The organism is Saccharopolyspora soli (genome assembly GCF_022678645.1).
In the GTDB taxonomy this organism is placed as follows: domain Bacteria; phylum Actinomycetota; class Actinomycetes; order Mycobacteriales; family Pseudonocardiaceae; genus Saccharopolyspora; species Saccharopolyspora soli.
Genome location: NZ_JALBWV010000040.1, coordinates 45,584 through 67,883 on the forward strand (window position 1 = coordinate 45,584; position 22,300 = coordinate 67,883).

Here is a 22,300-nt window from a genome sequence, read left to right on the forward strand (position 1 = left end):
GGCTGCCGCGCGGCCGAGGACTTGGTGGCGGACAAGCGCGCCCCGACCGCCGCGAACGCCCACGCTCGGCAACGGCGGATACCAGCGGCGACGCAAATGGCAGCTGACATGCTGGACCAAGAGTGCCCTGCGGGTCGGCCGCGGCAGCCGTTTGCCGTGGTCGCTTTTCCTACCGTATCCACGCCCTGCCAACGAACACGATAAAGCGAAAGGACCACCGACACCGTGACCGCCCCCAAACCTCGCGAGATCATCGCGCGCACCATGGCCGGGAAAGTCGTTCCCGACCGCCCGTACCCGACATCACTGCCGGACGAACTGGCCCCATGGCACTGCTATCTCTCCGACTGCGGCCATAGCATCGCCGTCGCAGTCGCCAAGCGCATCGGCCCGCACCCCACAGAGGATGACCTTGTCCCGGCACCGGTGAAGACCGTGCTGCGTGTCGGATGGACCATGATCGACGGCTACGTGGTGTGTGACCTTCCCTACCACGACGAGCTAGGACTACTGGTCGACGAGCACGACGAAGAGCTCGATAGCGAACCCCCTACGGCGCACGCGCCGTTGTTCGTCCGAGCAGTCGGCCGCCCCTACAACCCGCAGGTTACCCAATGGCCTGACGGACGGGCAGAACTCGTGATGGCCCTACAAGGCGCTGAATTCCTGCTATTCTTTGGTGACCCCAAACCACACGAGATCAAAGCTTTCCGGGGAAATGCAGAGTTCGGACTGTTGCCGTCGGACCGGTGGCTGATGTGGCTCTACCGATTCACCGACCCGCACGATTCCAACCCCAAGCACGGAATTTCGTGGTCAGACTCCGTCTGGCAATACCATCGGGCCACACCGGCTGGCACTCCTGGCGTGCCCGGCCAGCGAGGAACCACCTTCCTGCTGAACCTGATCCTGATCGACTCCAACAGCGGCATTATCAAGGCCATGCGGCAAGTTTCCCCTCCAACGGCATTCTGCGATGCACTCCGCGACGCAGTACAGAGGCAAAAAGCCGTACCGGATAATCAACAACAAGCATTCGCAGAAATCCAGACCCTGTATGCACAATATGATTCCCTGGATCTTCTCACTCTGGCACAGGCACGGTTCGAGGCATTGCGCGACGACACCGCGCGCTGATCGCCGAACAAGACCCTGGCCTTTAAGCTGCAATAATTGACACAACAACCGCCGCGTTAAGGGGCAGGATTCCATGACGACAAACAGCGAGAAACCTCCAGACCTCGATGACGACCGCTGCTTCTGCAGAGACCCCTTCTTCGGTACGCCCGCCAATTACATCGCCGGGCGAGTTGGCTCCGCGGCACCTGCACTGATCAGGTACCATGACACCGACGCGCCCGGTGAGAGCCAGGCCCCCCAACACCCCTACTTGGTTCTCGTCGAGAGATTGAACGCAGATGACCAGCACCAGCGAACAGGTATTCCAGGTCACGCTAACGATGACCGAAACAGATTTTCGGGCGTTCATTATTCAAACAAGACTCTGGGCCCATGACTCCAACTGGGCCGATGAAATCGCCGACCATCGTTTTCAGTTACTGTCATGCGGACCAGGACAACCTTTCCCCCGGGGCGGCGATCCGCAGCGAACGGTTGAAGAAATCGATCGCGAAATCGACGAGGAAAACGAACTCATCGACCTTGCATGGAATTTTGCGCACTGGCTTGACGGAGAGTCATGGGCCACTGTTGTCCTCGCCCGCAGCTTCCTCGAAGCCCAAGAAGAGAGTTATCAAGTACTATTTGACCATGACGGGCCAGAAGGCGATTCGCAGAAGGAGTTCCCGAATTGCTACGTATTATTGACCAACTACACGCCAGGGAAACGGCTCGTCGAGTAAGAATTCACGCGGTCCCGGCAACAGTCCGCTGTTGGGCCCCACGATCCCGGACCAGGAGGTCGAGGCTGTCGTCGGTGAGTAGCTTTCGAAGCAGTTGCAGCCGGTCGTGTTGAGTAATGGCCGGGCGCCGGTGAGCCGGGCCGGAATGTGAAACCTGGGCATGCGGCGGGTTTGCATGACCCAGGTCAGAAAGCTCTTGGTGCTGGCTCGGCGCTCGCATATGGCGTGCGAGACGATGCGTGCATGGAGATCGTGATCGCGACCGGTGAGGCTGCCGGGCGCCGTATCAGTGACGGAACCCCCTGGACACCTACGCCTCCCGCCGTGGCGCGGGTGATGCCCCAGAAGACGGCGCTCGCTATCTCTTCCAGCTCATACTGATCAAGGTCGCGAAAGGACAGCTCATGGAACGCGAACCGATGACCATCGGCGTCAACGGAATCCAATGCGGAAGCATCCGACACATGGCCAGCGATGGGGTGGAGACCTGCTCCGTCCTCCGCGCCGAAGGCCAGCCGACGGCGGTGCAACTCGCCGTTCAGCAGGCAAATCTCCCGCAATTCCTCCAGACCATCGTGACCGTGGCCCGAGAGCAGTTCCCCGAGGTGATGAGCGACGTTCCACCACTTTGACCCGCCCAGGCTTTGCAGAGCTGGCTTCAGGCCAAAACCCGGTGCGTACCCCTTGATGCTTTCGGGGTCTCCGGCAGGGCATGAGCGCATGGTTCGCCGCATCGTGCACGTGTATAACGCATCGCCCTAACGTCAGACACTCGCGTGCACGTAGTCCGCATGATTATCACGTTTGACGACCGTCCTATGCTGGAAACATGAACGAGGTACCGGTGACCATCCGTCAGCTGACGCACGACACACGGAGTGTGTTCGCGCGGCTGCGCGCCGAAGGCCGGCTAGCGATCACCAACGCCGGCCAGGTCGTCGCGTACCTGGAGGCGCCCGACCCTGATGAGCAGCAGCTGTCCGAATGGGCGGCCTCCGGGGAGGCGCCGGCCGACTGGCGCGACCGGCAGCAGGGCCTGCGCTCGTTCCTGGCGACCGCCCCCGTGCGCACCGCGGCCGTCGGTGAACCGACCGGTTCTGCGGCGATCCTGGCCGACCGGGAAGACACCGACCGGTGATCTACCTGGACTCGTGCGCGGCGATCAAACTGCTGGTCGCAGAGCCGGAATCGGCAGCGCTGGTGGACTGGCTGAGCGGCCGTGAATCCGAGGTGGTCATGTCCTCCGGGCTGCTCCGGGTGGAGCTACACCGGGCGCTGCATCGGATCGGCGCGGCCGCCGACGTCGTCAAACAGGCCGACCAGCTGCTCGATGGCCTGCACCTGCGGCCCATCGACGCCGTGCTGCGCGACGCTGCCCGGCTCGACGGGCAGCACCTGCGCAGCCTCGACGCGATCCACCTCGCGACCGCGCTCAGCAGCGCCAGTGCGCCAACGTTCGTCACCTACGACACCAAGCTGGCCAGGCACGCGCACCAGGCCGGGCTCCGGGTCGCCGCGCCCGGCGCACCGACTGCTGCGCTGCCTTCGGAGGGCTGACCGGCAACGCCGGGCTCGCGGCGGTGGTCGGTATGCCCGGCCCGTCTGCCATCTACTGCAGCGGCAGCGCAACTACAGCACGATGTGCGCACCGCGCTACGGAATTCGGAAATGGTTTGCGCAGGTCAGAAGCACCGCCATCGCTTATGTGATGGACATCACTTGTCAGGGGTTGGCGGCGAAATCGCAGGTCAAAAAGTTTTGTACGCTAATCATATGCTCTGACCTGCGAAAACAGTTGTCGGGGTCGGCTGATCTCCTTGACGGCGAGAAAGAAGAAGCCGCCCACCCGCTGGCACCGGGTGGGCGGCGTGATCGCCTCGGTTCAAGGAGACACCATGACCGTACCTGGAGAACATCCCCAGGCGACCCCGTCCCCGCACCCGCGCGGGGGTGGCGGCCGCGTGTTCGGCGCGCTGGCGCTGGGTGGCGGGGGCGGCGGGCTGGTCCTTCTCGCGCCGGTGCTGCCCGGCTGGGGCCTGGCGCTCATCGTGGTCGCCGCGCTCGGTCTGGGCGTCGTGCACGCCCTGGTGCCCCAGCTCTCCGCCGACCGCGTGACCTGGTGGCGTGAGCTGCTGCGATACCGGGAACGTCGGCGCCGCGACCGGTCGCAGCGCCGACGCCTAGCCGCGGCGCGGCTGGCGAACCGCCGCGCGGCGCCACCGGGAGCAGTGATCACGGTCTCCGACCGGGGGCCCGGCGACCCGGTCGCCCCGTCTGCGCACCATCCCCGGTGACGCCGCTCCGCCGGACCTGCTGCGGCGACGGCTACAGCGACCCACCGGCGGGGCCGGTGGGGTGTGCGGTGGTGACCCCGGGGCGGCGCGACCGCAACCGTTGGGTGAGGATCGAGTCCATGAGCGACGCACCAGACATCACCGGCTGCCGGGAGTACACACCGGAGGAAGTGGAGGCGGTCTTCGCCGCGCCGATGGAGGACGTGCGCGCTTGGGTCGAGCGGACGGCCTCGGCGCGGCGCCCGGCCGTCGACCACGCCATCGCCCGGTTGACCGGTGCGGACGACACCGCGACCGACGGCTGAGGCGCGCCGAATTGTCGCGGGGGCCGAGGACCTTGCCGGGGCCGGGGCGGCGGTGGGTGAGGAACACCGGGCCGCGGGTGCGGCCCTTGAGTAGCCGGGGCAGCAGGCAGGCGGTAGCAGGCGGTGCCGGCATCCCAGTAGACGAGCTCCAGCACGACGTCCTCGCGGGCCTGCCCGCGGGGGCGGTTCTTCGCCCGCGCGCCCTTGGCCTTCACCGGGGCGCGGCGCCCGGCGAGGTCGAGGTCCTCGATGTTGAGCCCGAGGATTTCCTCGGTGCGGGCGGCGGTTTCGTAGAGCATCCGGTACAGGTAAAGAGCGTCTTCTCCTGGAGCGCGACCTCGCGGCGCGCCACCAGCCGGTCGATCGCCAGCCGGGACCGCACCGGGGTCTCGGAGTCCGGCGTGGCCAGGCGCTTGGTCCAGCCCGGCACGGTCGGGGCGTCCTGGCCGCGGTCGCGGCACCAGGACAGCCAGGCCAGCACCGCGGCGCGGCGGGCGTTCCAGGTGTTGACCGCCGCCCGGCCCCACAGCGACTCCAGGGCTTCGCCGACGTCGTCGTCGGCCACCGCGGCCAAGCGGCCGGTGCTCGCCGAGCTTGTCGGCGGTCTTGCCGACCGCCGTGGTGTAGCCGCGGATCGTGTTCGGGTTCGCCAACGAACCGAGGAACAGCTCGGCCGAGGCGGCGACGGTCAACGCCAAAGGACTCGTCGGCAGCGCGACAACGGACGCCCGGCGGGTCATTCTTCGTCCGGGAGCGTTCCGGCCCTGCCCGGGCTTTCCTCCCGCCCCTCGTTGTAGCTCTTCTCGATGGCGATCTCGACGAGTGAGGCTGGGTCGGTCATCTGTGCCTCTGCCAGTCGGCTGGCGAGCCACCAGATCATCCCGTACATGTGCTCGACGGTTTCGTAGGCGTCGCCGAGGTTCTCGACCATCTCTACGAAGTTCTCGTTGACGAGCAGCTGTCCATCGTCGGCGACGACGTGCCCGTACGAACCAGCCAACTCCGGATCTCCTTCGCTACAGATAACAGGGCCGCTTCACGTGCCGACGCGAGGACGTTCCCGCAGGACGCGATCAACGGTGCCGCAGATAATAGAGCGTTATCTGCGGGAAAACTTCAAGAACCTGCCGAAGCCAGCAGCCCGGCGGCCAACGACCAGCGACGACGAGGGCTTAGCGCCAGTTTCCGTTCCGATGTTCCGACCGCCGCATATCGCAACGGATGCGTATTGGCGACGGTGTGAGACCCGCTTCGCGGCAGGCGGGAAACCATGTCCGAGCTGCGCACCGCGCTGACGGGAAGCCTATCGCGCGCGTGCTTCCGCTGGTCAGCGGATGACTGCGGTAGGCGTGTTGACCAGCCACTATGGACAAGACTTTGCGTTGGATGCGAAGATTTCGCATCCAACGCGAAGGACGGAGAGTGATCAGTGGCGGGTCGAGAGGACCAGATTCCGGGGGCGGCTCGGCTGCACTTGGCCGACGGGGTGGCGTTACTGCGCCCGGAGGAGCAGGTGTTCGAGGCGATGCTGGACGGCTGGCGCAATCAGCAGTTGGCCCGCAACCTGGCGCTGTCGACGATCGAGAAGCGGGCGGGCCGACTGCGGGCGTTCTTCGAGCACGTCGGGGCGTTCCCGTGGCAGTGGACACCGCAGCACGCCGACGAATGGTTCGGCGACCTGCGGGCGGTACGCGGCTGCGCGCACTCGACGATGCGCTCGTACCAGGATGCGCTGCGCTCGTTCTGCCAGTACGTCTGCGACCCGGCCTACGACTGGTCCTCGATCTGCGAGCAGCGCTTCGGCACTCACCCGATCCAGGTGGTGCACGAGTGGAATGTCGCGACGCACCTGCAAGAGGTCGAGTCCCGGCCGGAGAAGCGCGCGTTCACCATCGACGAGTTGCAGGACTTCTTCGACTACGCCGACGAGCAGGTCACCAGAGCCCGCGATCGGGGCCGCAAGGGCTGGTTGCCAGCATTCCGGGACGCGACTCTTTTCAAGATCGCATACAGTTTTGGCTTGCGGCGCAACGAATCCAGAATGCTCGACCTCACCGATATCGGCCGCAACCCGCATGGGCCCGAGTTCGGCGACTACGGCTTGGTCCATGTCCGGCACGGCAAGGCGAAAAAGGGCTCGCCGCCCAAGCGGCGCAGCGTGGCCACCGTGTGGACGTGGTCGGCGGAGATCCTGGAGGAGTGGGTCACCGAGTTCCGGCCCAAGCTGGCCCTGACCGGCTCGTCGGCGTTATGGCCGTCCGAGCGCGGGGAGCGGATCGGGTTGCAGAGGATCAACTCCCGGTTCGCCGCTTACCGCGACGCACTGGGTCTCGATCCTGGCTTGGACTTCCACGGGCTAAGACGCTCCTACGTCACGCATCTCATCGAGGCAGGCCGGGACCCGCTCTTTGTTCAATTCCAATGTGGACATGAACATGCGAGTACAACTTCCTTGTATACCTGCGTTTCCTCGGACTTCCGGACCCGCACGCTGCGCCAGGCCCTGGACCAGACCATGGCCACCGCCCTCGACGAACCCACCCGGAGGAGCCAATGAAACGCGAGGTCAGCTACCAATGGCGGCTGCGTGAGGTCATGGCCGCCCACGGCATGTTCACCATCTCCGACCTCGTGCCGTTGCTGGTCGACCGCGACATCAACCTGTCGGTGTCCCAAGTCCACAGACTGGCCACCGGAACCCCCGAGCGGTTGTCGCTGCCGGTTCTCGCTGCGTTGTGCGACATCTTCAACTGCACCCCGGCCGACCTGATTGCGACCAAGGCCCAGAACGCCGCGGCTCGCAAGACCGCCACCGATGACGGCGTGGTCAACCTCAACGCGCGTCGGCCCAAGCGCGCCCGGCTCCGCCCGGAGTCATGAGCGCCGCGCCCCTGGTCTGCTCGGACTGCGGGACGCAAGGACGCCGCTATCGACGGGGATTATGCGGGCACTGCGCCCTGACTGAGGACCTGCGAGCCGTCCTGGACGACGGCCAGGGCGGCATCAGGCCCGAGCTGACGCCGTTCTTCGAGGGAGTCCGCCGGATGCGCAACCCCCGTGCCGGGGTGAACTGGATCAGCCGCCCGCACGTCCACGCGATGCTGCGCACCCTGGCCGACCCGAGTTTCCCGGTCACGCACGAGACCCTGGACAGCATGAGGCCCTGGCGATCAGTGGCCTACCTGCGGGATCTGCTGATGCTGCACGGCGTCCTCCCACACGCTGACCGGCACCTGATGCTGTTCCAGCGGTGGCTGCGGGACACCCTGGACGGCATCGGCGAGCGCGAGTCCCGCCAGCTCGTCGAGCGGTTCGCCACCTGGCACGTCCTCCACCGGCTCCGCCGGTTCGCCGACCGCGGCCCGGTCACCGAGAAGCAGACCCAGCAGGCCCGGGACGAGATCCGTCAGGCCATCGCATTCCTGGCCTGGCTGCGCGAACGCGGCCTACTACTCGCAGCTTGCCGGCAAGCCGAGGTCGACGCCTGGTACGCCAGCGCCTACACCGCCCGGCGGCTCACCCACGCGTTCCTGCGCTGGGCGATGCGCAACAAGCTGCTGGCCCGCGTGACAATCCCGCACCAGGACACCCGCAACCCGGCCCCGCTCAGCCAACACCACCGCCTCGCCCTGATCCGGCGGTTGGTCACCGACGAGGACATCCCGCTGCTCACCCGCGTCGTCGCCATTCTGATGCTGCTCTATGCGCAACCGCTGACCCGCGTCCTGCGTTTGACTGTCGACGACGTCCTCCACGAAAACGGTGAGGTCAGCATCCGGCTCGGCGAGCCACCCACGCCGGTCCCGGAGCCCTTCGCCGGGCTGCTTCAACAGCACATCCAGCAGCGGCTCAACCTCACCACCGCCACCAATCCCGACGCGCGCTGGCTGTTCCCCGGCCGACGCGGCGGCCAACCCATGACCACCGACGCGGTCGAACACCGCCTCCGCCAACACGGCATCCGCACGCTCACCGGCCGCACGGCGGCGCTCCGGCAGCTCGTCCTCCAAGCACCCGCGCCGGTGGTCGCCAAGATGCTCGGCTACACCCTCGACCACGCCGCCCGGCTCGCCACCGAGGCCGGTGGCGCCTGGGCCCGCTACGCCCCGATGACCACTCCCGGTGACACAGGACAGAGAACACGCGACAGTTGAATCCGCGAGGTCACCAATTTCCCACCCCTAGGTGACCTGCCGCCACTCTGCGGCAGGCGCGGTCTTTCTCCCACCGTGCCCGCGCGGCCTTGATGTCCCGCTCGGCGGCCTGGTCGACGTCGTAGATCGTGGACAGGTACAACCGCCGCCGTTCGTTGAGCCAACCGTTCACGCTTTCTCTGCCTTCGACGAACTCACCGCCCGGCCTCCGCCGTCTTTTCCGGGGCGACCCCGTCGGCCACGCGGTCGAGGCGACGTGCGCGAACGAGTCCAGCCCGTTCCGCCATCCCCACTCGTAGTCGACTGCAGGCCCGCGGCGCGCAGTCTTTCGATCAGTTCGTCATCAGTGAGCACGTCGTCGGAGAGCAATCCCTCGATCTCGTTCAAACTCGCCGCATTCGGCGCCATCGTTGGCTCCCATCCTCGTAGGCGGTAGTACCCCGGCAAGTTGCCCTCGACCCGGGCCGCACCGTTCAACGCTCTGCGAGCAACCACAGATCGGACATGAGGGTGGCCTCCCGATGACGACGACACGCCCCTTCACATCCATCACAAAGGAGTTCGGTATGAGACGACGGGAGACGCTGACTGGAATCAGCTCATGGTTCAGCTTGGACGAGATCGAGTGCCTTGTACGCACGGCTGGCGACGCGGTATGCGGCGACATCGATGACATCAACTCGCATCAGCGGGCGTTGGCCGAGCGAGTCTACGACCTCATACACGAGGAGCGTAATCCCGATGCCGAGGCAGCAGCTGCGCGACCGGACCAGCGTCTACTCGCCCTTGCTGAAAAACTCGAACTCGACACGCTCGACCTCTACGACGTGGTGCACGACTTGCACACCAAACCGGCCAGCACGATCAACAACGACGGCCTGGAAACCCAGATCCGCTACCTGCTCGATCAGCTTGGCGAGGCCGAAACCGAGCAGGTGATCCGCGATGCCGCCACGCTGCAGCATGTCGATCAGCACTGATCTCACTTCGGTGGTGGGGGCAACGCGCCGGAGGTTCGTGGCCACGCCACCAGCGGGCTCCGGGGCTTGGAAGAAGTGCTGTCGAAGCGCCTACCGGCTCCTGTTGAAGCTGCACCTGGTGCCGCGGCGAGCAGCTGCAAACCCGCTCCCTGATCATCTGCGGACGTCCGCTCCGCCATTCCCCGTCAAGAGCCCGGCCCGGTCAGTCACTCACGACTGACCGGCCGGGCCTTTTGCTGCTCAAGGCCCCGACAGAGCTCGCCCGCCCCGCGTGCGAAGCGATCAAAACTCCTGCACCGAAACGTAAATCCGAGTGAAACCCACAGCGTCAACATCATCCACGAGGTATCCCATGCGCCAAGCTCGCGTGATCGTCCGCCCCGACGGCGTCTATCGTCCTGCCCCCGACCTCCTCCGCTCGATCATGTTCTGGATCGGCCATGATGACCGGCCGACCACCGCCGCGGACTGCCGCATTTACGAACCGCCGATCCGGATCTGGTTCGAACGTACCTACCCCGCCGATCCCGTCTCCGAGATCTGGTTCTCCCGTCCAGAACTGCTGACCTGGCCTATCGATCAGCCGCGCAGCGGACAGGACACCGTCGTCGAAGGCGGCGTGACCCTCGGCAGCGGCCGCGCCTTCAGACTCCTGCTGGAGCTGCACACCTCCTCCTGTAACTGCGCCTGGTGCGGCGCCGAGGACATCGTCGCTGGCGAGTGGGAATGGGTGACCGTGCCCGACCCCGATCACTGAGGTCTCGCAGCGCCGAAATGGGGCGCCGCTGGAGCGCCGGTGCCCACCGAGCACGCCCGTACCGAGACGGGCCGGGCCATTCGGCGAAACGAGCTCCGCTTCGAGCCTCGGCATCGATTTCATGGCTCTTTCCCAAGCGTTACACGGAGTTTCGTCATGACCAGCGCTGCTGCTCGGTCGCCTCCGCTTGAGCACACCTCTGCGACCTACGTCCCCTGCGTGAAGGCCCGGCTCCGGTTCCTCTGCGAACCGGGTGCCGGGCCTTCGCATTGTCCGGTCCTTCCCGGGCCCGTGACGCGCCGCCAACGATTTCCCAGACCAGAAGGAGGACAGCCCACGTGAACACCACTCAACCTCAGACGCACTGGGTGCACACCGGCATCGAGGGGCCGCACCAGTTCGGTATAAGAGGGTTCAACGAGCTAGAGACCGGCCGCGGCGTGGCCTACACCGCCGAACTCATCCACCCGGAACTCGGTGTCGTCGGCCGCATCGCCAACGAAGGCCGCGGCGGCCCGACCACCTTCTCCCCGTACGACTACGCCAGGTTCAGCGACCGCGACCTGGAGGAATTCCTCGGCCAGAGCCGACAGGACGGCGAACCGATGGACACCGGTCCCGTGGGCAAGGAAACCCTGCTCGACGAGATCATCAACGAAGCCGAGACCGCCAGCATCGTCGCCACGATGCGCCGCGACGGCCAGTTCGTCGTCCGCAGCTACCTGCCCCGCGAGGCGGCTAGCTACGGTCCGCATCGAGGCGCGCCCCTGGTCTACCCCCAGATCGTCTTGCGCCGCGCCGCCCGTGAGCACCTGGCCGACGAGCTGGCCCGGATGCCGCAACACCGGCTCGACGACGGCGCCTCTTGGCAGATGTTCGACGGCGCCGAGTGGAAGCCCCTGCTGGGAGAGGCCCCGCTGACCGCCGAGCAGACCGCGGCCAGGCTCCAGAGGGTCGCCGACCTGGTCGCGACCGCACACAGCAAGGGTGCGTTCGCGAACGGCGTCCCGTTTGACGACCAGTTCCACCTTTTCGGCACGCCCGTCGCCGGAGGATTCACCCTCGTCGGCGACGCTTCCCGGCTGCTCAAGACCCATTCCTGGTGTCGATGCGCCCGTCGGCAGGCCACCGTCCGATTTGAGCGATGGAACAGCACCCGGGTGCTCGAGTCCGGCACCGTCCACGCCGCGAAACGCTGCCGCCGCGTGGTGCGCATCGACTGATCCGCGGGCGAAGTCGTCGACTGCATCTACGCACCAAGCGGATCGTCATCGAGGTCTAATCCCCGTCGTCTCTCCCGCTGGGGCCTGGCTGTCCGCGCCCCGACGGGGCCTCGAGAACATCCGCTGAACAGCGACTTCCGAAAGGAAGGACTACGTCATGTCCACCACCGAGGAGTTCTCCGTGTCAGACCTCGTCGTTCGCACCTTCGTGGATCTGTCCACCGCCCACCTCAGCAAGCAGGCATGCACTGACCTCAACACTTACGAAGGGGTTACCGCCCACAAGACGGAATACGGCTGGCTGATGTACGCCCCGGAGCAGGACGCTGACGAGCTCGCTGAAGAGGGCGACTGGCCTCCGGAACTGCTCCCGATCGTCAAGCTGGCTCGTGCCAACGGCTGCGCCTACATCCTCTTCGACGCAGGCGCGCAGTCGACCGACCGTCTTCCCACCTTCGACTGGTAGTTCGGGACGAGCGGCGCCACGACCTACCAACTGGTCATTCCCGTTCGTTCAACGTGGGGAGATCGACACCAGGGGGTGATTCGCGACGCGAATGCCGCAGCACGTCGATCGGTAGTGATCTCACCACGGTGCAGCGGCCACGAGCCCCGCCCCGTGGCTGCTGCACCAGGTTTCCGCCACCACCAGCGCACGAAGGGATTTGAAGTGTCCGGTACCGACAAGCAACTGAATCCTGACCAGCCAGACAAGGACCGGGCGGCGGTGCTCGAACTCCGTGCTACCGCGGACCACTTGGCCATCCAGACCGAGCAACTGACCGTCGCCTGGGAAGCGGTCGATGTAGTTGACACGAACTACGGGGTTGAGGCTGAGGAGGCTGGCCATGCCGTGGTGTCTCTGGTAAATGCGTTGACAGGCATGACCGGGGAGAGAGATCCCCTGCGAACGTGGCAACTTCAGCGCTACGCGATGGAACTGCACGAAGCCATCGACCGCTACGCAGAGCTCGACGAGCACAACACCAAGGCAGGCATCGACATTCTTGACCGGCTCATGCCCGGGATCGCTCTGGCACGACGCGCCATGGAATTTCTGGACAGCCCGACCGGTGCCCAACGAGTCACCGTCGGTGAGCTGATCGAGCAGCTACATCAGTTCCCATCTCACATGCAGGTGTGGTTCGCCGACCCCGTAAATCCAGAGGGGTACACGCCTCTCGACCGCACGGTCACTCTGGGAGTGGACGAGGATCCCGCCCCGGGAGAGCCGTCATCGTTCGTTGTCCTCGGACGAGGAGGCGGCTCACTTCCTGACGATTGATCCACTCGCCTCATCCGCATCTCACGGTCCACCCCGGTCACCTCGTGACACGGGGCTTTTTGTTGCCCAGTAACGGGATGAGCGCACATGACCGGATCTCATGTGGATCGCCTCGGGCGCGCCCCAGGACCGAGCACCCCGCCGCGACCGTCGAAGTCGAGCGAACCGATCCACGACCTCGACCACCAAGCGCGGGTCATCACCCGTCGCCGGGTCGATGCGCCACGCCGACCCGGTCGGCGCGGCACGTCTGCTGATCGCCGCGCCGGACAGCCCACGGGTAGTAAAGCGACACTGCCGAGTGGCTGCAGCGGCAGGACACGATCGCCGCCTCCGTGTCCCGACCGGCAGGTGCCCCTGATCCACCGCTGGGTTCGGCAGACCGCCGACCAGGAGGCCGTCAGTGCACCCCGACCTGGATTGCGGACGTAATGACGCCAATGGCTTCCGACAGTCCGCTCTGCTCGGCCGGGGGTCGAGCAGGCCGCGAAGGTTTACGCCCAACCAAAATCGAGAGCCCGGCTGTGCCCGGCTGCCCGGTGTCCACTGTGACTGATCCCCGGCTGTGCGGTGAGCAGCCTTCATACCTCATTGCGGAGAGAGGAGGAGTACTTCGTGCACGTGATTCAGTACTCCGGCGGGATTGGTAGTTGGGCCACCGCTCAACGTGTCGCCGCCCGTCACGGCACCGGCGACATGATCTTGTTGTTCAGCGATACCTTGCTCGAAGAGGACAGCCTCTACGCCTTCCTCGCCGAGTCCGCTGCCCAGCTCGGCGCGCCCTTGGTGCGTGTAACTGATGGCCGCACGCCGTTTGAGGTCTACTGGGCCACCCGGTTTCTGGGTAACGCCCGGCTCGCGCCGTGTTCCAAGGTGCTCAAGCAGCAGCCTGCCCGGCAGTGGCTGCAAGCCCACGTCGATCCGGACGCGACCACCCTGTACGTCGGCATCGACGCTAGCGAGTCGCACCGCATCCCCGGCATCCGCGCCGGGTGGACGCCGTGGACCGTCGAGTTCCCGTTGACCGAGGAACCTGAGCTGACCAAGGACGCGATGCTGGCCGAGGCTCGCGCGCTCGGCCTGACCCCGCCGCGCGCCTACGAGGAGGGCTTCGCCCACGCCAACTGCGCGGGGATGTGCGTCCGTGGCGGCCAGAAGCATTGGCGCCGCTTGCTTGAGTGCCATCCCGATCGGTTCGTCGGTTACGAACGCCAAGAGCAGGAATTCCGCGCCGAGTTTGGCGACGTAGCGATCCTCAAGGAGCAGCGCAACGGCGTTGTGCGGCCGCTTCCCCTCACCGAGCTGCGGCACCGGCACGAAAACGCCCGGTCCGCGCGTGACGACTGATCCGCGACCAACCTCGACCGTCGCCGACCGCGATCCGGACCGTGCGACTGAGGTGCATGTCCTCCTGGATGGCGTGCCGGTCCTCGCCGAGCTCACGGATGTCGATCCGGGACAGGGCTGGGTACTTCAGAGACCGGCGTGATTTCGCTGCCTCGGCTGCCGCGACTGCAAGCCCCGCCGCCGCGGAGTTGATCACGCAGCTATTCCGGGAGGGCGAGTCCAGCGAGTTCGTCATGACCGCCTAACCCAGAGCCCGCCTTTCACCCCACCAGCCCGGCGCCCTGGCCCCTGACCAGGGCGCCGGGCGTTTTCATGCCCACCTTCCGGCGACGCGGGCTGCGGTGACGCACTCCGGAGATCAACTGTGAGCACACGACAGACGCATCACCTGCGGGTTCCGCTGCTGCGGGTGCTGATCGCCACCTACCGCACGCAGGGCCAACGCAGCACCGACTTCGCCTTCGTGCCCGAGGGCGAGCTGGTCACCCTCGCCTACGTCTGCGACCGAGATCGCGGCAACCCCGACGGCGGCTGCGGCTGCACCCGCGGATTCGCTGACGTGAGCAGCCACAAGGTCACCACCACAGCTGTCGTCGTCGAACAGGTCATGACCCGCGACGACTACCTCCGCCGACTGCGGGCCAGCGCCCTCGACACCGGACTCCTTAAGCCCGGCGAGGACCACACCGACGTCGACGACCAGGCCGATGAGCTGCTCGACCTCGCCGCTGGCTTGCCGATCGGCACGGTCGTCGAGCGTCGCGGCGATCTCCTCCAAGTCCGCCAGTGGCCACCGCGGCCGCGGGCATGCCCCGGCTTTCCTGTGAAGAGAGGACAGCGGTGAAGGAGAAGATCAGCCTCAACCAAGTATGAGACGAGTTGCACGCCATCGCGGACGAGTGCCCGGAGTGGCGTCGACCCACATGTGGGCCGCGGTCTGGCGCCCCCGCTATGTCGAAAACGGTCAACCCGCATGTCTGGCCGCCAAGGTCCTGGCGAGGATGGGCTGGACCATCGAGCAGCTCAAACAGCTCGACCGCGAAGGCCCGCGCGACTCTGGGGCGCAGCCAAGGCGGTGTCCGGCTGGCCAAGTCGCGGCACAAGGCCCTACGTCGCATCGACCCGCAGGGCCTGATCTTGTTCGTGGCAGTTCAGGATCAGCAGGACCGCGGCAGGTGGTGGAGCTGGGGTCACGTCGTGGACTGGTGCCTCACCCGCGGCGCGTAGGACTGCCGAACGTACGGAACTCGCGCGCATGGACGAGGTACCGGGCGCCGCGCACGACCCGCGCCGCTCCAGTGGGACAACCTCCGCTTTGGGACCCGGGCCGACTGACCGCCCACGTCGACGTCTCGCGCTGCGCTCACGGCGACCGTGGGAGCCGCTGTGGTTCACCGCGGTGTTCACCGAAGACGGTGACCGGGTGGACATCGTCCCAGCCGAGCAAGCATGGCGCCTGGCCCCGCTTGCCGACGTCACGATCACGACGTCGAAATGCGAATGCGGTCACGAGACCCCGCACGATGCCGAAAGCGGAACGTGCTCTCGGTCGTCCGAGTGACACAGCAAACGGGCCGCGACGGAGATCTCGCTCTGCTGCGGCCACCACCCCCCTGCCCCACCGCGGAAGCCGGAGGCCGATGAGCAACGACAACCGCAGCGCACGTTCTGCCACGTCCAACCGCAGCCCGAACTCGGGAATAGCGCAAGAGATCCGGACAGTGGTGAACGCCGGAAAGAACAGCAAGAACACCAAATAGCCACAGGCCGCAGCGACGCCGCGCAGCCAGGTGGCAACAGCCGACCGGCTCGGCGGGTCTCACCAACAGGACCACTGGTGAGACCCGCCGAGCCGTGCTCCCTGTTTCCTCTCCGCCTCGCGGAGGCGTCCCCAACGCACCAGCCGCCGCATATGCAGTCGGGCACGAGCATCCGCCTCCGCTCTCAGATCCTGCCCGGCTCGCGCGAGAGCGGACCACCTCATCACCCCTCGACGCAGTCCAAATCGCGAAGGCCATGACCCGAAAAGAGACCACTTTGAGCCACGACATCACCGATAACCCCTGGGCGACGCTGGACGCGCTCATCGGGATCGAGGTCGTCGACCTTCCCGACAGCACGGGCATTGGACAGCTTGCCTTTTATGGGCGCTGTTCCACGGAAGACAACCAGGACCCCGAAACATCCCGCGGCTGGCAGTCCGGCAACGCGCGGAAGTTCATCGAACCGCTCGGCGGAACGATCGCCGCCGAGTACTTCGACGTAGGACAATCCCGATCCGTCCCCTGGCCACGACGTCCCCAAGCCAACCAACTGCTCGCCGCCCTCAAAGACCCTGACCGGGGCTGGAACGCGATCGTCGTCGGGGAAGGAACCCGCTGCTGGTTCGGTAACCAGTTCTCGTTGATCGCGCCCAGAATCGCAGCGTACGGCGTGGGTCTGTGGATTCCCGAGCTCGGGGGCGAGTTCGACCCGCGCAACCCGTCGCACTCGATGCTGATGAGCGTGCTCGGCGGCATGAGCGAATCCGAACGCCAGCACGCGCAGGCCCGGGTCCGGGCAGCGATGGATGCGCAAGTGCTCAACGAAGGGCGTCATCAAGGCGGCCGCGCTCCCTACGGGTATGTCGTGGTCGACGGTGGCCCGCACCCCAACCCGCGGAAAGCAACCGAGGGATACCGGTTGCGGGTGCTCGCTATCGACGAACCGTCCGCCGAGGCGGTCCGCCGTATCTTCGCCGAGTATCTCGACGGCTGCGGCGACCGAGCCATCGCCAACGGCCTCAACCGCGACGCCATCCCCTGTCCCTCCGCTCGCCGCCCGGATCAAAACCGGCACCGCCGTGCCGACGGATGGCACCCCAGCACCGTCCGCTTCATCCTCGAAAACCCCCGCTACACGGGATACGCCTTCTTCGGGCGATGGATACGGTACGAGGCCCTTCTTGATCCCGATGACGTCGCGGCCGGATATGTCACCCGTTTCCGCCGAGCTGATCCCAGTCGAATCGTCCGCTCTCGACGGCCAGCGCACCCCGAGATCATCACCGTGGACGACTTCACCCAAGCCCAGCTCCTACGCAGGTCCAAAGGATCACGGGGCCTTCCCGCCATGAGCCGCTTGGAACGGACCGGGCGGAGCACGAAGCGGTCCTACCTGTTTCACGGCCGCATCCGCTGCGCGGTGTGCTCTAGGAAGATGCATGCCGACATCCGAGACCAGAGGGTGTACTACCGGTGCATGCAGCGCACCCTGCCTCCCCATTCACCGGTCGCGTCGGCACATCCGCGCTCCGTATACCTTCGCGAGGATCGCGTTCGAGACGCGGTCACCACGTGGATCAGCACCCTGCGCCACCCTCACCACGCCCGCACGGCGCTCGCCGCCGGCGCGGGGGCTACGCACGAAGCTGTCCCAGACCTAGCAACGGCCAGCCCCACCACGACGGCACCGGCCGGGACCGACGAGGCGATCAACGCACTGATCACGTCGCTGAACCCGGATACTGCGGCGTCAGCTGCCAAGCCCACGACCGTGGCGGCCATCTACCGCAGCGCTGACCTTCGCCTCGTCTTCGACCCGACCACGGACGCCGCCACCGTGACGCTTCGCCTACCCAAGCAGGAAACCGTCTGCCTCTCGGGTCGCCTGACCGGCCTGCGCGATTAGCGCAGCGACAGCTCCGCCGTAGCACCGCGCCGCGGCCGTTGGCTCTCCTGCCCGGATGCCCCAGGCAGAGACCACCAGTATCGAGGCGGTCTCATGTGTACCGTTGCCGGAACCTCAGCTGTGGTTGCTCGACGTTATGAGCCGCACAACCCTCTCTGACCAGGAAACCCGAAGGTGAACTCATGGATTCGATGTGGTACCAGGGAAACGCCAACGAAGACGGAAAACGGACACGAGGTTGGCTCGTCGGTCATTTCATAGAACCGCCGGAGGCAATCCGGTCCACCAACGACGTCGAAGTCAAATGGGGTATCCATCCTGCTGGCGAGAAGCGTCCAGAATGGACAGTTAGCGATTTTCGGACAACTCTAGTCCTGCTAGTCCGGGGGCACTTTCGAATCGACCTCACTCACGGCAGCGCTACCCTCGCACAGGAAGGCGACTACGTCATGTGGGCACCAGGAACAGACCACTCCTGGGAAGCCGTCTCAGACTCGGTCGTGATCACTGTACGCTGGCCGTCGTCGCCATGAAGCGGCTTATAGCAGCACGTAGTCACTACGAGGAGCCACCAACTGCGGCAGTCGTCGTACTGAACGTAGATTCGGGATAGGACCGAAAGTCTGCAAGGGAGCCGTAATCAGTAAAGAAGGGGCACTGAGTCGGTCTGCGGTGGGCTGGAGTTTGTTCGCCGCGGGTCTAATGCTGTGGGGTGCCTCGGGCTGGTCCTGGTTGCCGTTGCTCGTTGGCGTCGGCTTGCTCGTGCTTGCGCGCTTGGTGCTGCCGCTGATCCCTATGTCCTGGCGATCGTGGACGGGGTTAGCGGCCCTGGCGGGCGTTCTCACCTTGTTGCTGGCAATGACGTCAGTGTGGTCATGGCTGGCGGCGGCCGGCGTTGGCTTGGTTGTGCTCGGACTTCGTCCACTCCGGAGACGGTTGATGGCCGTGGCTGGCGTGGTGCTGTTGGTCGGTGCGGGCGGAATGGGGTGGGAAGTATGGCAGGAACGGCAAAGACAAGCTGAGACCGCTCAAGCGGACCATGATCTGGCGGTGGCTCGGTTGCTGCCGCAGTCGCCCGACCGAGTGTTGATCACCCTGCTGACGCTGATCAACAGGGATGATCCGCGAGCCTGTTTCCTGTTCTCTCCGGGGGCAGGGCTCCGGTTCGCTGCTGTGCATGGTGTGTCGACGTGCCAAGATGCGGTGCACCAGTTGTCAGCGCAGGTCACCGATCGGCAGCGGTATACAGCCCCTTACCTCTCGTCGTATGAGATCGTCTCCATCGCACGGCCGGTCATCAATACCTGTGGTATGTCGTGGTACGGGCCATTGCAAAAGCCGCTTCCTGATGCTGGACCTCGGGTGGGTGTCCTGCAGGTCGAGCAGCAGCTTGGTGCTGGGTGGTTGATCGTCGGCTACGACTCGTGCCCGTGACGGATTCAGGGCCCCTGCTGAGCCGATGAGTTTGAAGTCGTCCTCCTCGATTCCCGCGTCGATCCCGCCCATGACGCGGTGGTTGCCCGACAACACAAGCTCGTGTCCTTCGGGGTACTCGCCTCCCCCGCCGTAGATCAGCGGCACGCTGGTCAAGCACCCGTCCTCACGGAGGTCGGCCACCAACCGGTCGTAGGTTTCCTTGCGCATGAACCGGGCGTTGACGTCCAACAGCTGCAGGTTCCGCAGCTTCCGGCGGACAACGCGCGGTGGCTGAAGCTTCATGACGCGACTCCCGCCTGCTGATCGTGCATGAGATCACCGGTCCAGAGAGCGAGCGCGAGCGCGAGCACCAGGTCGTCGTGCTGGCGGCCAGCTGCCTCGTGACGCTGGTAGCCGCTGCGCGTGCGGCGGCGATTGAACTGCCCGAGCTGACGGTGGAGCTCGTAGGCCCCTGGGGTGTCGGGAAGCAGTAGGCCCGCCTGTTCGAGCGCGACTTGGGCGACCTCGGTGAGTCGGTGTTTGCCGACGACGAGATCGTTATCTCCGTGGCGCGTGAGGGCGCGACCAGCGCCGATGGTCACGGCGACCAGGTGCAACTCGGATGGTGCTGCTTGGCGGGCGAGTTCGACGACGGCGCGGCCGATGCCGATGGCATCGAAGGTGACCACGGTCGGGTACCCGGCGCCCCAGCACTGAACGACTCACCGGAAGTGACCAGCACTAATGCGGAGTGCTCCCCCGCGCGGGCTGCTGGGACACCACCACCCAGTGCGCGACCAGAAAGCACCTGGTCTGGAATTCCTCTTTCCCTTTCATCGCAAGGAGTTTTTGGCATGTCCGAATCCGCTCTCACCATGTCCGGCGTCGTCGGATTCATCCAGGAGAACACCGACACGAACGACCTCGACACCGTGATCGAGTCGGTCAGGACCCGCCGCAAGCTGCTCCGGGACCAGGCCGCGGCCGCGGTGAAGGAGGGCATGACGATCACCATCTACGACGTCAGCCCGAAGTACCTCGCCGGCCTGCGCGACACGGTCAAGAGCATCGACCGGCTCAGCCGCAAGCCCAGCGCCGTGGTCACCCTCGACCAGGAGTCCACGACCACGCTGGCGTTCTCCTCGATGAAGTACGCCTCGCTGGCCAACAAGGACAGCTTCGACCTCACCGGCGTCCCGCTGAGCTGCTGCAAGCCGGTCGCCTGATCACTGGCGGCCCGGTGCCGCCAGTGTCCCGCCAAGGCCCGGCTCCGTTCGGTCACCACGCCCCGGCGAACGCCTGGCGGGCCGTGGACACCGAAGCCCGCGGAGACCGGCACGCGATGCAGACCGTGCTGCGTCGACTCGGTGACCATCTCCAGATCCCACCCCGTTGCGACGGCGAGCACGCCCGGCTGTGGCTGGCCGAGCGCAGCCCGGACGACTACCCGGCAGTGGAGGAGTTCTACGTCGCCGCGCCGGCCATGTGCTCGACAAGCAGCGCCCTGGGTTCGCCGCCCGGTGGGCCGGGCACGCCCCGCAATCCCTGCTCACGCAGGAACCGGCAGGCGCCGACGCGCTGCGGCGCGGCGACGGCCACTGACAGACCAGCGGGCACACCGAAAGCTGAGATGACGCGGCGCCGCCCCTGCGCGGTGGGGCGTACGCACTCTGCCCCAGCACCGGCCGGGGTCAAGCCGCGAAAAGCGTGCGGTTTGACCCTTACCCCGGCAGACGTCGGCGGTCACAAGCCGCTCGATCGGCCTTGTTCGCATGCCGGTCATCGATGACTGGCTTCAGTTCTGTGCGTTGCCAGCAGATTCAGCTTCTCGAACAGCCCACATCGAATAGTAGGAGTGCTCATGGCCGTGTGGTCCCGTGACGAGCTCGACCGCTTGTACAAGATTCGCGACTGCGGGGAGACCGTCGTCGTCAACGTGCGCCGCGGACACGAGAACCTCATCGGTGGAGCCAAATTCCACGGCCGGTTCACCTATATCGGCCGAGGCTCGAAGTGGGGCAACCCCTTCCGTATGGGGGTCGACGGTGATCGAAGCACGGTCATCCACAAGTACCGGCAGTACCTACTTCACCAGCCCGAGCTGCTCGCCGCGCTCGGTGAACTGCGTGGTCACGCGCTGGGCTGCTACTGCGCGCCCGAGGCATGCCACGGCGACGTGCTCATCGAGATCATCACCGAACGGTTCGCGTCCGCTGCGTGATCGCCTGAAGTCCTGCCTGGCGCGAACATCCGTGCCAAGCAAGGACAGCCATGTCTGACACCGATCAGCGAATCCCGATATCGACAGGACTTCCGCTTCCCAGCGCGCGGTCAGCCGCACGTCGTTGATTCCCGCGGTCGAGTCCGAATCGTCTGGTGCGACGCCGACCGCGTGCCCAGCGGACAGAGAGAACCACACCAGGAAAGGGGCGAGTTGCCTTTCATGTCTGATCAGGAGTTCAAGGAGGTCCCGCGTGACCTGTATCGCCAGGTCGAGCGGGAAGCCGGTGACGTGCACCCGGCGTTGACCGGCCGGTACCGGTCCCGCCGACCGCGTGAGGAGTTCGACCCGGACTGGGAGTACCTGCTCACAGCCCAGGCGTCGAAGAAGGCGGTCGTCGCGGGCCTGTGCTGCGCGACGTTGGACGTTCCCGAATACATCCCGCCGCTCATTCTCGAAGTGCATTGCCCGAAAGCCTGGCAGCTGCTCGTCAACGCCGGAGTGAGCTATGAGCAGTGGAACACCGGGCACTGCCCGGCCGGGTTTCAGAGCACGGTCGCGGCCGTGGCCAACACCGAACTGGACGGCTACGCCGTCCAGTTCGGTGTTGGATGCGATGGTCCCCGCGATGGTCGCCGAGATCATCGCCGCTCTGGGCGCCGTGCCCACGTTCGAGTAGCCGCCGATCTCGGCATCGCCCGAGTCCAGGCCGATCCCGTTGCGCCCCCGAGATCACGCCGGGTCCGGGGGCGCCGTGCTGTCCCCTTCCAGCGCTGACAGCGCCATT

The 22,300-nt window shown here is 66.0% G+C and carries 27 protein-coding genes; 21 read left to right on the plus strand and 6 right to left on the minus strand.

Going from position 1 to position 22,300, the window contains the following annotated elements:
• Positions 1–225: 225 nt before the first annotated feature.
• The 7 genes from MOQ72_RS27095 to MOQ72_RS27125 all read left to right on the plus strand — a co-directional run bounded on the left by MOQ72_RS27095 (position 226) and on the right by MOQ72_RS27125 (position 4,461).
• Complete coding sequence (locus MOQ72_RS27095) at positions 226–1,137, plus strand: hypothetical protein (RefSeq protein ID WP_242188497.1); 912 nt, start codon at positions 226–228, stop codon at positions 1,135–1,137.
• 281 nt (positions 1,138–1,418) lie between these two features.
• The gene (locus MOQ72_RS27100; RefSeq protein ID WP_242188498.1) at positions 1,419–1,862 is read left to right on the plus strand and encodes a hypothetical protein; all 444 of its coding nucleotides are present in this window, start codon (positions 1,419–1,421) and stop codon (positions 1,860–1,862) included.
• A 404-nt stretch (positions 1,863–2,266) separates the two neighbouring features.
• Entirely contained in the window at positions 2,267–2,494 is a 228-nt protein-coding gene (locus MOQ72_RS27105; RefSeq protein ID WP_242188499.1) for a hypothetical protein, read from the plus strand.
• Between the two features lie 197 nt (positions 2,495–2,691).
• Positions 2,692–3,000: a hypothetical protein gene (locus MOQ72_RS27110; RefSeq protein WP_242188500.1), complete on the plus strand. Its 309-nt coding sequence runs from the start codon at positions 2,692–2,694 to the stop codon at positions 2,998–3,000.
• Positions 2,997–3,419: a type II toxin-antitoxin system VapC family toxin gene (locus MOQ72_RS27115; protein ID WP_242188501.1), complete on the plus strand. Its 423-nt coding sequence runs from the start codon at positions 2,997–2,999 to the stop codon at positions 3,417–3,419. The genes MOQ72_RS27110 and MOQ72_RS27115 overlap by 4 nt, the downstream gene beginning before the upstream one ends.
• A gap of 338 nt (positions 3,420–3,757) precedes the next feature.
• Positions 3,758–4,156 (plus strand): hypothetical protein, encoded by a 399-nt coding sequence (locus MOQ72_RS27120; protein WP_242188502.1) that lies wholly within the window; start codon positions 3,758–3,760, stop codon positions 4,154–4,156.
• Between the two features lie 119 nt (positions 4,157–4,275).
• Positions 4,276–4,461 (plus strand): hypothetical protein, encoded by a 186-nt coding sequence (locus MOQ72_RS27125; protein WP_242188503.1) that lies wholly within the window; start codon positions 4,276–4,278, stop codon positions 4,459–4,461.
• 211 nt (positions 4,462–4,672) lie between these two features.
• Here the strand turns inward: MOQ72_RS27125 and MOQ72_RS27130 are convergent, their stop codons facing one another.
• Entirely contained in the window at positions 4,673–5,026 is a 354-nt protein-coding gene (locus MOQ72_RS27130; protein WP_242188504.1) for a hypothetical protein, read from the minus strand.
• 171 nt (positions 5,027–5,197) lie between these two features.
• A complete protein-coding gene (locus tag MOQ72_RS27135) occupies positions 5,198–5,461 on the minus strand; it encodes a hypothetical protein (protein ID WP_242188505.1) in 264 nt (87 codons plus the stop codon).
• Positions 5,462–5,890: 429 nt separating this feature from the next.
• Between MOQ72_RS27135 and MOQ72_RS27140 the strand changes: the two genes are divergently transcribed.
• From MOQ72_RS27140 to MOQ72_RS27150, 3 genes are read left to right on the plus strand one after another with little or no spacing between them, the layout of a single operon-like run.
• Positions 5,891–7,018, plus strand: a complete 1,128-nt coding sequence (locus MOQ72_RS27140) for a tyrosine-type recombinase/integrase (RefSeq protein WP_242188506.1) — start codon at positions 5,891–5,893, stop codon at positions 7,016–7,018.
• Complete coding sequence (locus tag MOQ72_RS27145; protein ID WP_242188507.1) at positions 7,015–7,341, plus strand: helix-turn-helix domain-containing protein; 327 nt, start codon at positions 7,015–7,017, stop codon at positions 7,339–7,341. The genes MOQ72_RS27140 and MOQ72_RS27145 overlap by 4 nt, the downstream gene beginning before the upstream one ends.
• On the plus strand, positions 7,338–8,615 hold the full coding sequence (locus MOQ72_RS27150) for a tyrosine-type recombinase/integrase (RefSeq protein ID WP_242188508.1): 1,278 nt from the start codon (positions 7,338–7,340) through the stop codon (positions 8,613–8,615). Before MOQ72_RS27145 ends, MOQ72_RS27150 begins: the two co-directional genes overlap by 4 nt.
• Before the next feature lie 10 nt (positions 8,616–8,625).
• On the opposite strand, the gene MOQ72_RS27155 is transcribed toward MOQ72_RS27150, so the two are convergent.
• Positions 8,626–8,787, minus strand: coding sequence for a hypothetical protein (locus MOQ72_RS27155; RefSeq protein ID WP_242188509.1), 162 nt, complete (start codon positions 8,785–8,787; stop codon positions 8,626–8,628).
• A 394-nt stretch (positions 8,788–9,181) separates the two neighbouring features.
• Between MOQ72_RS27155 and MOQ72_RS27160 the strand changes: the two genes are divergently transcribed.
• From MOQ72_RS27160 to MOQ72_RS27195, 8 genes are all read left to right on the plus strand, one after another.
• Positions 9,182–9,595, plus strand: coding sequence for a hypothetical protein (locus MOQ72_RS27160; RefSeq protein ID WP_242188510.1), 414 nt, complete (start codon positions 9,182–9,184; stop codon positions 9,593–9,595).
• Between the two features lie 367 nt (positions 9,596–9,962).
• On the plus strand, positions 9,963–10,352 hold the full coding sequence (locus MOQ72_RS27165; protein ID WP_242188511.1) for a hypothetical protein: 390 nt from the start codon (positions 9,963–9,965) through the stop codon (positions 10,350–10,352).
• Positions 10,353–10,690: 338 nt separating this feature from the next.
• Complete coding sequence (locus tag MOQ72_RS27170; protein WP_242188512.1) at positions 10,691–11,575, plus strand: hypothetical protein; 885 nt, start codon at positions 10,691–10,693, stop codon at positions 11,573–11,575.
• A gap of 157 nt (positions 11,576–11,732) precedes the next feature.
• Positions 11,733–12,041: a DUF5983 family protein gene (locus tag MOQ72_RS27175; protein ID WP_242188513.1), complete on the plus strand. Its 309-nt coding sequence runs from the start codon at positions 11,733–11,735 to the stop codon at positions 12,039–12,041.
• Between the two features lie 204 nt (positions 12,042–12,245).
• Complete coding sequence (locus MOQ72_RS27180; RefSeq protein ID WP_242188514.1) at positions 12,246–12,860, plus strand: hypothetical protein; 615 nt, start codon at positions 12,246–12,248, stop codon at positions 12,858–12,860.
• A 615-nt stretch (positions 12,861–13,475) separates the two neighbouring features.
• Complete coding sequence (locus tag MOQ72_RS27185; protein WP_242188515.1) at positions 13,476–14,207, plus strand: adenine nucleotide alpha hydrolase family protein; 732 nt, start codon at positions 13,476–13,478, stop codon at positions 14,205–14,207.
• Between the two features lie 364 nt (positions 14,208–14,571).
• Entirely contained in the window at positions 14,572–15,051 is a 480-nt protein-coding gene (locus MOQ72_RS27190; protein WP_242188516.1) for a DUF7715 family protein, read from the plus strand.
• Between the two features lie 1,172 nt (positions 15,052–16,223).
• A complete protein-coding gene (locus MOQ72_RS27195; RefSeq protein ID WP_242188517.1) occupies positions 16,224–17,876 on the plus strand; it encodes a recombinase family protein in 1,653 nt (550 codons plus the stop codon).
• A gap of 1,215 nt (positions 17,877–19,091) precedes the next feature.
• Here the strand turns inward: MOQ72_RS27195 and MOQ72_RS27205 are convergent.
• On the minus strand, positions 19,092–19,541 hold the full coding sequence (locus tag MOQ72_RS27205; protein WP_242188519.1) for a hypothetical protein: 450 nt from the start codon (positions 19,539–19,541) through the stop codon (positions 19,092–19,094).
• Between the two features lie 50 nt (positions 19,542–19,591).
• Positions 19,592–19,981: a hypothetical protein gene (locus MOQ72_RS27210; RefSeq protein ID WP_242188520.1), complete on the minus strand. Its 390-nt coding sequence runs from the start codon at positions 19,979–19,981 to the stop codon at positions 19,592–19,594.
• 165 nt (positions 19,982–20,146) lie between these two features.
• On the opposite strand from MOQ72_RS27210, the gene MOQ72_RS27215 reads away from it, so the two are divergent.
• A complete protein-coding gene (locus MOQ72_RS27215; RefSeq protein WP_242188521.1) occupies positions 20,147–20,518 on the plus strand; it encodes a hypothetical protein in 372 nt (123 codons plus the stop codon).
• Between the two features lie 238 nt (positions 20,519–20,756).
• Here MOQ72_RS27215 and MOQ72_RS27220 read toward each other — a convergent pair whose 3' ends face one another.
• The gene (locus MOQ72_RS27220; RefSeq protein WP_242188522.1) at positions 20,757–20,909 is read right to left on the minus strand and encodes a hypothetical protein; all 153 of its coding nucleotides are present in this window, start codon (positions 20,907–20,909) and stop codon (positions 20,757–20,759) included.
• A gap of 244 nt (positions 20,910–21,153) precedes the next feature.
• Between MOQ72_RS27220 and MOQ72_RS27225 the strand changes: the two genes are divergently transcribed.
• Both MOQ72_RS27225 and MOQ72_RS27230 read left to right on the plus strand, forming a co-directional pair.
• Positions 21,154–21,513: a DUF4326 domain-containing protein gene (locus MOQ72_RS27225; RefSeq protein WP_242188523.1), complete on the plus strand. Its 360-nt coding sequence runs from the start codon at positions 21,154–21,156 to the stop codon at positions 21,511–21,513.
• Between the two features lie 222 nt (positions 21,514–21,735).
• Entirely contained in the window at positions 21,736–22,290 is a 555-nt protein-coding gene (locus MOQ72_RS27230) for a hypothetical protein (protein ID WP_242188524.1), read from the plus strand.
• The last annotated feature ends 10 nt before the right edge of the window (positions 22,291–22,300 follow it).

Coding starts and splice junctions, on each gene's coding strand:
- MOQ72_RS27100 (WP_242188498.1), top strand. CDS start 1,419: ATGACCAGCACCAGCGAACAGGTATTCCAGGTCACGCTAACGATGACC.
- MOQ72_RS27105 (WP_242188499.1), top strand. CDS start 2,267: ATGGAACGCGAACCGATGACCATCGGCGTCAACGGAATCCAATGCGGA.
- MOQ72_RS27110 (WP_242188500.1), top strand. CDS start 2,692: ATGAACGAGGTACCGGTGACCATCCGTCAGCTGACGCACGACACACGG.
- MOQ72_RS27120 (WP_242188502.1), top strand. CDS start 3,758: ATGACCGTACCTGGAGAACATCCCCAGGCGACCCCGTCCCCGCACCCG.
- MOQ72_RS27125 (WP_242188503.1), top strand. CDS start 4,276: ATGAGCGACGCACCAGACATCACCGGCTGCCGGGAGTACACACCGGAG.
- MOQ72_RS27145 (WP_242188507.1), top strand. CDS start 7,015: ATGAAACGCGAGGTCAGCTACCAATGGCGGCTGCGTGAGGTCATGGCC.
- MOQ72_RS27150 (WP_242188508.1), top strand. CDS start 7,338: ATGAGCGCCGCGCCCCTGGTCTGCTCGGACTGCGGGACGCAAGGACGC.
- MOQ72_RS27160 (WP_242188510.1), top strand. CDS start 9,182: ATGAGACGACGGGAGACGCTGACTGGAATCAGCTCATGGTTCAGCTTG.
- MOQ72_RS27175 (WP_242188513.1), top strand. CDS start 11,733: ATGTCCACCACCGAGGAGTTCTCCGTGTCAGACCTCGTCGTTCGCACC.
- MOQ72_RS27195 (WP_242188517.1), top strand. CDS start 16,224: ATGACCCGAAAAGAGACCACTTTGAGCCACGACATCACCGATAACCCC.
- MOQ72_RS27215 (WP_242188521.1), top strand. CDS start 20,147: ATGTCCGAATCCGCTCTCACCATGTCCGGCGTCGTCGGATTCATCCAG.
- MOQ72_RS27225 (WP_242188523.1), top strand. CDS start 21,154: ATGGCCGTGTGGTCCCGTGACGAGCTCGACCGCTTGTACAAGATTCGC.
- MOQ72_RS27230 (WP_242188524.1), top strand. CDS start 21,736: ATGTCTGATCAGGAGTTCAAGGAGGTCCCGCGTGACCTGTATCGCCAG.